This window comes from Paenibacillus sanfengchensis (assembly GCF_036864765.1).
GTDB classification, from domain to species: Bacteria; Bacillota; Bacilli; order Paenibacillales; family Paenibacillaceae; genus Fontibacillus; species Fontibacillus sanfengchensis.
In genome coordinates, this window is sequence record NZ_JBAGJC010000001.1 from 619,698 (window position 1) to 632,313 (window position 12,616).

The 12,616-nt window shown below is 51.8% G+C and carries 6 protein-coding genes; 1 reads left to right on the forward strand and 5 read right to left on the reverse strand.

The genetic code is table 11. The annotated features are described in order from the left end of the window. Nucleotides 1–407: 407 nt before the first annotated feature. The 3 genes from V4U84_RS02850 to V4U84_RS02860 all read right to left on the reverse strand — a co-directional run bounded on the left by V4U84_RS02850 (nt 408) and on the right by V4U84_RS02860 (nt 3,996). Nucleotides 408–902 carry a PTS sugar transporter subunit IIA gene (locus V4U84_RS02850; RefSeq protein ID WP_334076751.1) on the reverse strand — a complete coding sequence of 165 codons (495 nt, stop codon included), beginning with the start codon at nt 900–902 and terminating at the stop codon, nt 408–410. 280 nt (nt 903–1,182) lie between these two features. Continuing rightward, nucleotides 1,183–2,631, reverse strand: a complete 1,449-nt coding sequence (locus V4U84_RS02855; RefSeq protein WP_334076752.1) for a sucrose-specific PTS transporter subunit IIBC — start codon at nt 2,629–2,631, stop codon at nt 1,183–1,185. Nucleotides 2,632–3,105: 474 nt separating this feature from the next. Beyond that, a complete protein-coding gene (locus V4U84_RS02860) occupies nt 3,106–3,996 on the reverse strand; it encodes an AraC family transcriptional regulator (protein ID WP_334076753.1) in 891 nt (296 codons plus the stop codon). 146 nt (nt 3,997–4,142) lie between these two features. On the opposite strand from V4U84_RS02860, the gene V4U84_RS02865 reads away from it, so the two are divergent. Beyond that, nucleotides 4,143–6,338, forward strand: coding sequence for an alpha-galactosidase (locus tag V4U84_RS02865; protein WP_334076754.1), 2,196 nt, complete (start codon nt 4,143–4,145; stop codon nt 6,336–6,338). A 212-nt stretch (nt 6,339–6,550) separates the two neighbouring features. On the opposite strand, the gene V4U84_RS02870 is transcribed toward V4U84_RS02865, so the two are convergent. Further along, nucleotides 6,551–11,329: a polysaccharide lyase family 8 super-sandwich domain-containing protein gene (locus tag V4U84_RS02870; RefSeq protein ID WP_334076755.1), complete on the reverse strand. Its 4,779-nt coding sequence runs from the start codon at nt 11,327–11,329 to the stop codon at nt 6,551–6,553. A gap of 236 nt (nt 11,330–11,565) precedes the next feature. Then, entirely contained in the window at nt 11,566–12,612 is a 1,047-nt protein-coding gene (locus tag V4U84_RS02875; RefSeq protein ID WP_334073255.1) for a glycoside hydrolase family 130 protein, read from the reverse strand. Between the last annotated feature and the right edge of the window lie 4 nt (nt 12,613–12,616).

Genomic DNA, 12,616 nt, shown 5'->3' on the forward strand with positions numbered 1-12,616 from the left:
CGGTGTTGTACTTATAAATGCTATAAACTGCTCTGCGCCTGCAAAATGACACAGGCCGAGATCTCCCGGCTCCTGATGGTGATCATGATTTTTATCAGTATGTATTGAAAACATTCGGGCTTACTACGAACACCGTGCTGCAGCATCTTGCCAACATCCGGTAGGCACGTACATAGTTGTCCCTATCTTGCTATCCCCGAATATGCAAAAAGCTCCTGAATCTCCACAGGGAGAAATTCAAGAGCTCGTTCATTGTAAAGTTGATGCGGTTGAGAGGACTCGAACCTCCACGGTGGTTAGCCCACACGGACATGAATCGCGTATGCGACCCGGAACCAAGCGGAATATAAATCCACTGGCAATGTACTGCAACGGTTGGCGGTTCTCCCGAAATCCAAGCTACACCATCATTTTAAGTGAACGCGAAGCAGTGGGACACCGTCTGTCACCCCAGCGCCTTCCATCGTCTCCACGGACTTCACCATTTCCTGGTCGTCCGGGACCAACACCGGTGTGATCACCGGAAAGCCCGCCTGCTCGATTTCGGAAATATCAAATTCCAGCAGCATCTGTCCTTTCTTGATTTTGTCACCGGTCTGAACGTGAAGGGTGAACCCTCTTCCCTTCAACGATACCGTATTGATGCCAACGTGAATCAGCAGTTGAATACCGCTGGCATGCTCAAGCAGCAACGCGTGATGACTACTGCCGAACGCATGCGCTAGTGTCCCGTCAAACGGCGCGTAGACTTTACCTTCCCGGGGCTTAATGGCTATTCCTTTGCCCATGAAGCCGCCGGCGAATGCCGGATCGGGTACTTCCGAAAGCTCAACGACACTGCCTGCAATTGGAATTCCAACTTCGATAGTCTCCAGCTTTTCCTTATTCTTAAACCATCTCATCTCTTTCCTCATCCTCCAGCTCCTAAATAACATTCAGTTGGCTGCCCTCTACTTCAATGTCCCATATGTTGGCACGGTATAGAACATCGCCCCTTTGGCAAAAAAGGATAATCCCCGGCTCCCCTCACGGGGAACTATCGGGAATCTGGTACAATCGACCGTCCTCCACGTGTTGTCTGAGAAGCATAGAAATCAAAACCACGATCCAGCAAGTGAAAGTACGAAGATCGATGGAGCGGTACAGCATTGGCACAACCGGTAAAATTGCTTAAGATTACAGTTAAGCCGCTGCTTCGTTCGAAGTCTCCCCTTCGGCTGACGCATTTTTCCGTTTGCCCCAAAACAGGGTGATGAGAAACGTAACCAGAAAGCTGATGCCCATACCGATGCAGAAACCAACGATGGACTGTGGACGGATCGCGATAATACCGGGTAGTGCCGCCGGTCCCATCGAAATGGACAGCACATGCGCATAAGCAATATAGGCGGAAGCCAGACCGGAACCGATCATCGCAGCAATGAACGGGTAGCGAAGCTTCAGGTTGATCCCGAACATTGCAGGCTCGGTAATACCGAGCATTGCGGATATGCCGGAAGCTGAAGCGATACTCTTCGTCTTGCTGTTGCGTGTGATGAGAAAGACGGCCAGAGTAGCCGCGCCCTGAGCGATATTCGCCATCGAAGCAATCGGAAGCAAGAAGGATCCGCCCGTTTTAGCAACGTCCGACAACAGTTGGGTATCCACAGCGAGGAAGCTGTGATGCATCCCCGTTATAGCGATCGAAGAATAGAAAAAACCGAAAATACCTCCTCCAATGAAACCCGTCGTATCATAGAGCCAGAAGAGGCCATCTGTCAGTCCGTTGCCCGCAGCGCGAAGGACCGGTCCAACAACAACAAAGGTCAAGAGGCCTGTAATGAGAACAGACAGTAAGGGAGTCAACAGATTATCAAGATAAGATGGAATTACCTTGCGCAAATTTTTCTCGATGACCGATAAAATGTAGGATACCGCCAGTACTGGCAAAACCGTTCCCTGATAGCCAACCTTTTCGATTGAGAAACCGAACAGTTGCCAGGTGGGTACTGTCCCCTCTACAAGTGCCTGGCCGTAGCTGTAACCATTAAGCAGATCGGGATGGACCATAATCATGGCCAGCGCTGCACCCAAATAAGGATTTCCACCAAACTTGCGAGTGGCCGAGAAACCGATCAGGATGGGGAGGAACACAAAAGGAGCGTTGGCGAATAAATTAATAATGCTTGCCCAATCGGCAATACCAGGGTACATCTCGACCAGAGACCTGGGACCAAACAGATTGCTGGCAGTCAGGACATTGTTGATCCCCATTAATAGACCCCCGGCAACAATCGCCGGAATGATCGGAACAAAAATGTCGGAAAGTGCTTTCACAAACCGTTGAAGCGGATTCATTTTAGCTGCTCCTGCCGTCTTTACATCGCCGGTGGACATTTCTCCGAGACCCGTAATTTTGGCGAACTCGCCATACACGCTATTTACAATCCCGGGTCCAAGGATAATTTGATATTGTCCTCCTGTGGAAAAGGTCCCCTTAACAGCATCCATTTGATCAAGCGCTTTTTGATCAAGCAGAGATTCATCTTCAAGAACGAGTCGCAATCGCGTCGCACAATGCGCAGCTGCCTTTATGTTTTCCTTGCCTCCCAGGGCATCCAAGATGTCAGCAGCAACTTGCTTGTAATCCATATTTCTCTCCTCCAAATTTTCTGGAACCGGTTCCAATTCAATTAAAAAAAAATGCTGGTGCCGGGAACCACTTTCTTTTTGTTCAAAAAAAACTGCCCTTCTATTACTTTCTCGCAAGAGGGTTATAGCCCCACTTCCCCACTTCTCTCCCCCTTCAATAAGCCCCCTTTTGACCTCCCGTAACGGATTAGATGGACATACAACCCTTACCATAGGATAAAAAATTGCTCAATTCAAAATACTTGTGTTGTATTAAATTTTGTAAGGGGCTGTTCTTGTAATCATAATAAAACACTATCCATGTCATCCTCAATGGTAAGTTAATGCGATAGCAGGGTAAAAAATTGCCCTTTATCAGGTATACCGCTGGCATGCTCCGCAGCTTAAGTACCCGCTCCATTCCGGCAAGACGGGGAGCTTTTTGTCTTGATAGAATCGAGTCAGCCTGTTGCTATTTTCAAGAGCCTATTTTAATTATCCATTCCGGACCAACCGCCGAATTTGATGCAAATCGCCCTCCTTGCGGAATTCCCCTGGAGCCATCCCTGTATACTTTCGGAACACTTTGCCGAAATAATTCGCATTCGAGAACCCGGACTGCTCCGCCACCTGCTCCAATGTCAGGCTCACGGGCTCCAGCAGAAGAGCAGCCGCTCTCTCCAACCTCATACGAGTTAAATAGCGACCGGGGGAGAGGCCAAGCTTGCGTTCAAACTCACGGGTGAGATGGAATTTCGAACAGCCGGATACCTCCGCCATGTCCTCCAAGCCAATGCTCCGATGCAGATTATTGTCAATAAACGTCTTACACCGTTCCACGAGTGGAGGCAATGGGGCGCTGTTGGCTAGAGTGACAAGATGGCTGGCCAGCGACATGGCCAGTGAATAAGCAGCCCGTGAGCATTGATACATATCGCGATAACTGTTCTCGACCGCTTCCCGATAAGTAGCCCACAGGAGATGCTCCAATTCGGACTCCGGTTCAATCCGGAAAATGCATCCGTTTACGTCCAGCCATTCCTGGAGGAGATGCAGCGCTAAGTGTGACAGTTCAAAGTAGAGCACTTCCCATCTGGGGGAATCCGGCGGAAGACGGTAGAGATGATCGCCCGGAACATCAGCCAGAAAAGCATCTCCCTGCTCAAGAGAATACTTCCTTCCTCCCGTTTCAATCTCCCCCCGCCCCCCCAATGTATATTGAAGTACGCAATGGTCTCCGGTACGGTTCCGACCATCCCAGATATAATCATGCGAAGTAATCAGATGATATCCAGCACCTTTTAACAAAATATAGGGCATTGGCGTTATAAAGTGAAAAGATACGGAGGACTGCTTCCCTTTCTCGTTTACATCCTCATGATTCACTGCAATATTTCACCCTCCCCAGCTCATGAAGTTACTCTTGTTTCGGTTCCTATACACCTTTACGCTAATGATAAAGGCTATTTTTTATAATCAGTTATTTCACACGCTTACTAAATTATAACACTAAAAGGAGCATAATTTCACTTATGGGTATTCATTACGACGAGAAACGCCAGGTGTTTCACCTTCATACCCCCGGTTCCAGTTACTGCTTTCAGATTGTTCGCGACGGCTACCTGGGGCATTTATACTGGGGGCGACGAATCGCCGTCTATCGGGATTCTATACCTCTTGATTTTATCGATCGGGGCTTTTCTCCGAATCCCGACCCTGCCGACAGAAAGTTCTCTTTAGATAACCTTCCGCAGGAGTATCCGGGCTATGGGAACGGCGATTTCGGCATACCCGCCTATCAGGTGGGCCAATCTAACGGATCTGAAATCTGTGATTTCCGTTACCAGACTCATCGGATATACTCTGGCAAGCCAATGCTTCCAGGTCTTCCTGCCACTTACATCGAGCGGGAGAACGAAGCCGATACACTGGAGCTTGTGCTTGAAGATGCGCTGACAGGTCTGCGAGCTACCTTGATTTATACTGTCTTTAATGAATACGATGCCATCGCGCGGTCGGTTCGTTTCGACCATACCGGCTCCGATAATCTGGTCCTTCTTCGCGCGCTAAGCGCCAGCATCGATTTCAGAGATGACGAGTATGACATGTTGACCTTCTACGGGGCGCATACCAATGAACGAAATATCGCGCGGCGGCCCCTTATGCCCGGCATCCAGAGCGCGGAAAGCCGGCGAGGTGCCAGCAGTCCCCAGCAGAATCCGTTTCTGGCCCTTCTTCGTCCCGGGACTGATGAAGACAATGGCGAGGTATATGCGCTCAATCTCGTTTACAGCGGAAACTTCATTGCTCAGGCCGAAGTTCAGCAATACCGGACGACTCGGGTGTCGATCGGCATCAATCCGTTTGGCTTCTCCTGGCAGCTGTCTCCCGGCGAAAGCTTTCAAACGCCCGAGACCATCATGGTATACTCTGCACAAGGCTTGGGCGGGATGTCCCGCATCTTTAATAGGCTGTACCGCACGCGGCTCAGTCGCGGCAAATTTCGTGACGTGGAACGGCCGATCCTAATCAACAACTGGGAGGCCACCTACTTTGACTTTAACGCCGACAAGATCGAAGCGATCGCCCGCGAAGGGAAAGAACTTGGTATAGAGCTCTTCGTTCTGGACGACGGCTGGTTCGGCAAGAGGGACAATGATTTAAGTTCCCTGGGCGACTGGACCGTTGACCGCCGCAAGCTTCCGGAGGGGCTGGACAATCTGGCCCGGCGTATAACCGGAATGGGTATGCAGTTCGGTCTGTGGTTCGAACCGGAGATGGTCTCACCGGACAGCGAACTCTACCGGCGTCATCCCGACTGGTGTCTTCATGTGGCGGATCGTCCCCGTACGGTGGGGCGGAATCAGCTTGTTCTCGATCTGTCGCGGCGGGATGTATGCGACTATATTGTTGGAGCGCTATCCGATATTCTGTCTTCCGCGCCAATTACGTATGTGAAATGGGACATGAACCGCCATCTGACAGAGATCGGCTCTGCCCTGCTTCCGGCGGAGCGCCAGCGCGAGACGGGTCACCGGTATATTCTCGGTCTATACAGGGTATTGGATGAGCTCACTTCCGCCTTTCCGAATGTACTGTTCGAGAGCTGTTCCAGCGGAGGAGGGCGCTATGATCCCGGCATGCTCTATTACATGCCGCAAACGTGGGCAAGCGACAATACGGACGCGATCAGCCGGCTAAAAATCCAATACGGTAACAGTATGGTCTATCCAGCCGTATCCATGGGCGCTCATGTTTCGGGTGTGCCGAATCATCAAGTCAACCGGATTACTCCTCTTGACACCCGGGGACATGTCGCGATGTCGGGAAACTTTGGCTACGAGCTCGACCTTACCAAGATGTCGCCGCAGGAAAAGATCATGGTCAAGTCCCAAATTGCGCTGTATAAAGAAATTCGCCACCTTATCCAATTCGGAGAATTTTATCGGATTTTAAGTCCGTTCGAGGGCAACGAAGCGGCCTGGTCCTTTGTTTCTGATGACCAAAACGAAGCCGTACTTGCTTTTTTCCGAGTGCTGAGCCAGCCGGGTGAAAGGGTGCCTATTCTGAAATGCAAAGGATTGAATCCGGATTTCTTGTATTGCCATCACGAAACCGGGAAGGTATACGGAGGCGACGAGCTGATGTACGCCGGACTGACGCTTCCGAGAATTAAAGGGGATTTTATTAGCCTGTTCTGGCGGTTCAGAAAGGCTGGCGAGCAATGAGGAAACGTCGGTCAAGGTGAGAGAAGCCTGGCTGGAGAGGTTCTCCTCTGGCACAAAGGCACTGCGGTTCCGCTTAAAGAAACCCATGCTCCGAAACGGCAGGCCCAACATGAAAACACAAAAAAGCGGGTTCTGCGCAGACACGCATACCCGCCCGCAGTCGTCCGTGGAAGACCGCATACAAAGACAATTCCAAGCATAATTTCTATGTTTTATTGTTCTGTACCAAGCTCCAATATCCGCACCAATAGGGTCACCGCTTCCGCCCGGGTCGCAGTACCGTTCGGAACGAACTTATTGTCGCCGCGGCCATTCACGATGCCCAGCTTACGAACCGCCTCAATCGCGCCTTTCGCCCACTTCGGGATGTCCTTATCGTCCGCGAAGCCGGTCGTTGCGCCTGCTTCATCGGACAGTTTAAGCGCTCTAGCGATCATCGACGCCATTTCCGCGCGGGAAATACGCGCATTCGGCCGGATGCTGCCGTCCGCGTACCCGCTCACAATGCCTGCTTCAACCGCATGCGCGATCGCTTGCTTCGCCCATCCGCCGATTTTGGCCTCGTCCGTAAACGCAGTCGCTGAACCTGCTCCTTCCAGCTTAAGCGCATTGGCCAGCATGACCGTAAATTCGGCGCGGGTAATGGCGGCATTTGGCTTGAACGTTCCATCCGGATAGCCGCTGACAAGCTTCATGCCCGCCGAGCTCAGGATGGCGTTCTTCGCCCAATGTTCCGCGATGTCTGTGAACGATGGCGCGGGCGCGTTCGGTTCGCCGCTTTCGTCCTTTTTCTCGCCTACAGCCATGACCGCAAACTTGGTGAAGTGATCCACCTCGGCCGTAATTCGATCGCCGTTCACGATGCCGCCTATTTCAATCCATAGTTTCTTTGCTTCGTCATAGTAGAAGATAGCGACTCTTTGATTGTCACCTATGAGAGACGGATCGAACTTCATCGAGATGACGATCGGCTTCTTGAAGTTACCGGTTGTATTTTTGGTCAATTCAAAGACGTTGCTGACAAGCGTTTCCTTATCGAATACGTGGTTTGCCGTACTGAGCAGCTTCTCGATCTCGATGCGCAGCTCTTGAACCGCCGCCCCCGCGCCTATCGTAAGAATAACTTCGTTATCGAGGCTGACCTCGCCGGCCCGTCCGCTCGGAATAAGGATGGTGCCGTTGGTCGATTTAATAACGGATGTATCATTGCCACCACTTGTGCCGCTCCCCGGCCTCTCCGATTGCGGATCCTTCGGCGTCTCCGGTTGCGGTGCCTTAGGTGTTGCCGTTACGGCATTGGAGAACTTGCTCTCGCCCCCCGTTCCCACGGCTTTCACTGAGAACGCGTATCGGGTGCCGTTCGTCAGGCCGGTTACGGTGTATGCGGTGTCCGTGACGTTCGCCTGCACTTGCACCCAATCGGCCGGATCCACCGGAGCCGCTGACCCTGCATACTTGTAAACGACATAGCGATCCGCACCAGCCACGGCATCCCAACTCAGCGAAACTTTCCGGTCGTCCGCCAAGGCGGCAAGATGAACCGGCGCTGCCGGAACCTGCGACAAGGTCGAATTCGGCGTCGCCGTCACGGCAGTGGAGAAGTCACTCTCGCCTCTCGCATCTACGGCTTTCACCGCGAACGCATAGCTCGTTCCGTTCGTCAATCCGGTTACCGTATACGTGGCTTCCGTTACGCTGGCTTGAGCCAACTGCCAGTTGCCCGGATCGGCCGGCGCCGCCATGCCTTCATATTGGTACACGGAATAGGTGACGCTTTCCGCCGAAGCGTCCCATCTTAAGGTTACGGATCGGTCGCCGGGCGCCGCCGTCAAATTCGCAGGCGAAGCCGGAACAGATGCTTCATCCGGCGATGGGATCACTTCGTTCGACGGCGCGGACGAGGCCGATTCCCATTTGGCGTTCCTTGCGATCACCGTAAAGGTATACGCCGTACCGTTCGTCAGACCGGTGACGGTGATGGGGCTGTTCGAACCTTCCGCCGTCGCAACAGCTTCTCCGTTTGCCCACGCGGTGACCTTATAGCCTGTAATTTCGCTTCCGCCGTTATGGATCGGTGCGGCAAAGCTTACCTCGGCGGACCCGTCATGACCGACGGCATGCACATCGGCAGGTGCGTCCGGTGCGGTAGCAAGAGCCGAATACACTTTAAATTCCCAGAGTGAGTAGCCGTAGGTGGTCCCTCTTTTCGTGCCATACATCTGAACGTATCTTGCTTTCACGGGTTCGAAGGAGATTCTGTCGACTCCGCCGTCTCCGGTTGTGGTGCTGTAAACTGTAGTCCAATTCGTCGCGTCGTCGGAAACCTGGATTTGGTATGCCTTTCCATACGCGTCTTCCCAATGTAGATGGACCTCCTGGAGGGATTGGCTAGTGCCGAGATCGACATAGATCCACTGCGGATCGGAATAGTTGGATCCCCAACGGGTGCTAAGTGAGCCATCAACTGCATAATCAGGCCCCACGTTCGCGGCTCTGGACGAGCTTGCCGCTACCGGCTTGCCTTCCGCAAGATTGGGCGGTACTGCTTCATACACGTTGAATTCATGAAGCGAGTAGCCGTTTCCGGTACCCTGCTCAATCCCTTGCATACGAACATACCTGGCACTGACCGGACTGAAAGAGATGTCTTCGATTCCTCCTTCGCCCGTCGTCGTTGAGTAAACATCATTCCAGGTGACGGCATCGTTCGACACTTGAATTTTATAACTCTTCCCGAATGCTTTCTCCCAATTTAGCCTAACTTTATTAATCAAAAATTGATTTTGCAAATCAACATATATCCATTCATGATCCGAATCGCTTGAGCTCCAATACGAAGTTCTGTAAAGATCCGTGGCATTCGAGGCAAATTGGTTGTCTTTGCTGGATGAAGCGATCGCGCCTTTACTGTAAGCGAGATCGAATCCGCTGTCGTCAATGGATTCTCCCTCATTCAAAGTCATGCTTCGGCCTGTGAACGTATCCTTGCCGAGTCTAAAGCTTGTCGTGGATGTTTCTCCGTTTCGATCCAGCGCCACGTTCACGGTAATCCCCGGTGTTTCGGGATTGGCGACTGAAATACGGACAGGTGCTGCGGATTCGTCAACGATAACCATGGCGGGTTTATCGACGGTGACCGTCAAACCGTCCCTCACCGTCACCGTCCCGGGTTGATAAAACAGCAATTCCGCAATTCTCAGAGAATTATGTCGGACAGCCTGGACGGACGGTGTATTCGAAAGAATACTTATCGGGTTGTCGTTCGCGTAACTGCTGACCCCTTCAGAGGTTGTGTTCGGCAATACAATGTATTGGTAGGAAGCGTTTGTGGGTTTTACGCCATGATCGAGCCAAATCGAAAAAATCGGCTTGGTCATCGCCTCCGTCGAACTTCCCGAGATGACGTCGCTCCATTTTCCGGTTTTCGTCTCCCGTTTTACTTGAAAATCCGTCGGATTCGGGAATATATAGCCGATATGATCGTTATAGGCCCAGCGTCCGCCCGTTTGCATCGTTCCGTCTGCTAACGGATTGCCGTCTACGAGAACTTCGCCTACCGCCTGACTTTGGTTCAATGTCGTGTGGATCGGCGCGGCATTCGTCGAAGCGATTCCTGCGCCAAGCGCCACCATTTCATCATCGAAGAAGAAGTAGCCTTTCTTTCCGCTTGTACTCAACTTGTTAAAATCAAATGCGGTGGCTCCGTAACGCTCGTTTGTCACTCCGCCTACAAACGTTTTGGGATTGTTGAAATTCCCGTCTTTCGTGAGGGCGTACGGGGCCGTCGTACCGGGAACATGGGCCCAGTCCATCAACGGGTAAACGGGTCTGTATTCGTCGCCGGTTCTCTGAATGGCAGTGGCTCCTTGCGGCGTCCAGTACAACAGGTTATATCCGCTGGGATGAATCGTTCTCCATTCGCCGCCTTTAACCGTGCTGGAGGACATCTTGACCGTAATTCCGTAGTCGGTCCGCATATGGGAGGAGACAAGCGTCTGCCATTGCGTCATATTGTTGGCATTAAGTCCGTTGCTCGTGTTCGTGCCGATCCTGCGAATATTGTCAAGGAAACTGGTAAACTCCGCAGCCCGCTTCGGATTGGCCGTCTGCATCCATTGCATCGGATCTTCATAGAAGGTCAAAGCCGCACTCGAATAACCCGGCCAATCAGGTCCGTTCATCCCCATGCCCAGATCGGCAACATCGCCTTTCACGAGATACCGGGTGCCGTCCAACAAGTAGGACGATAACGAATCAATCGCCGCCTCGCTGTACGAAAACATGGTGCCCGAGGTAATGTAGGCCCAGAATGACATATCTCTGGCAAAGCTTCTTCCATAGCCCGTCGTATAATTCGTTTTGCCATGCATGAAAAAAGACATGTCCGACTGGATTCCCGTCACGGTTGTCGTCACATTGGACAGTACGTTAAACGCGTTCACGGCGTTCCGAACGATCTGGGGATCCTCCAGCAATAAGCCCCGGTACATATAATTTTGATTGTACCAGGACGAATTGGCTCCATCGACCGTGTGCGGGCTGCTGTCTAACGTGCCGATAATATTGGAGACTTGAGTTGCAGTTAAATAGCCTTCGCATAGAAGCGCAATTTTTTCCAGCCTTAGCTGTTTGCCGATTCCGGTCTCCCACCAGTTGGTTGAAGTCGGCTTTACCATGAACCAATAATCCAGCGCCTTTTGAATACCGGCTAACAGCGTTTCACTATGATAATTTGGATCATTCGGGTCGGCAAACGCCTGCGCCATCGACTGCATCCGGTCTAATGCAAGGTAGGGCGACCAACCTCTCCCATTAGCGGCGGAAGTTGTACTCGTGTAATCGACATCCCCCCAGCTTCCATCCGATTTTTGATGGGATAAATAAGTGCCTGCCTGTGATTTGAAGGTCCACTCGACCCGACCGTTCGTTCCGTCATTTATGATATCTTTGGAGATGTAAAAATCAACCATACGCTTTTTCATCATTTTCATATCAGCGATCTCTTGAGAAGCATTCGTCTCCTCGGGAGTGCTCGCCGATACGGGCGAGTATAAAAATAGGGAAGACATCATTGAACAAACAATAACAAGACAAATCCACCTTTTTACAAACCTTTGCCTTGGGTTAGCCATTCTCATGTTCCTCCTTTATTAAGCTCAAAAAGTTTTTTTGATAGCGCTTTCACATTAGTAGATTGAAGAAGGCAGCAAATACTGCCCTCAATCCTTCAAAAAAAAGTACTATATATATCCTCCAAGGGGATGTCCACGACAGCCATCACTTCGTCCGCGGCACCGTAATACATGCGGATCGTTTGATCTAGTAAAATGGCTCCGCACGAAAACACGACCCCGCCGAAAAATCCATTCACCTCATAGGCGGTTTCCGGCTCCAATACGGGTACACGAGATCTTGCTATCACCTTGGCCGGATTTTTCAAGTCGAGCAGCACCGCGCCCATACAATAGCGATGCTTGCTGTCCGCGCCGTGGTACAGTGCAAGCCAGCCCCGATCGGTTCGAATAGGAACCGCGCCGCCGCCCATTCGAGCCGAATCCCAGCCTTGTTCGCTTAACCCCATCAAGAAGCGATGATTCCCCCAATGTACGAGATCGGGCGATTCGGCAATCCACATCTCGGGGGAACCGAACGACTTCGGCACCGGACGGTGCAAAGCGAAGTATTTGCCGTTAATTTTCTCCGGGAATATCATGACATCCTTATTTTCGGGAGCGAGCATAAGCCCGTGACGCTTGAATGTTCGAAAATCCCGGGTCTCCGCCAGACCAACCCCAACGCCGCGAGCGGAGGCGGAGCTGTAAGTGATATAATACATGTCCCCGATTTTGGTCACGCGCGGATCTTCAATACCCCACGCTTCCAGAGCGTGTTCCGGAAACAAGGCCGGCTCCGGCTCGATGTCGAAATGAACGCCATCCTTACTTCGTGCCACCCGCAGATGGGATAAGGATGTGAGCATGACTGTTCGTCCGTCCCTTGCTACGAAGCGCGAGTCGGAGAAATCATAGCTCGGATCGGCCTTGTCATAGCGCTCTATAAGTACATCGGTGCCCGCTTCGTTAAGCCGGGGGACGAGCACTTCGTCCCCCCGGTCCGATACCGGCGCTTCCGAAACGCGCAGCAACAGAATAATTTCATCCCGTACTTGCGCAACGCCTGCATTAAACGCTCCAAGCACTCGAAAGTTGGGGCGGGAGGGTGCAACGTCCCCGACACGTATAACAGGATTTTGCGCGCAGCGTTTTACGTTCATGTGA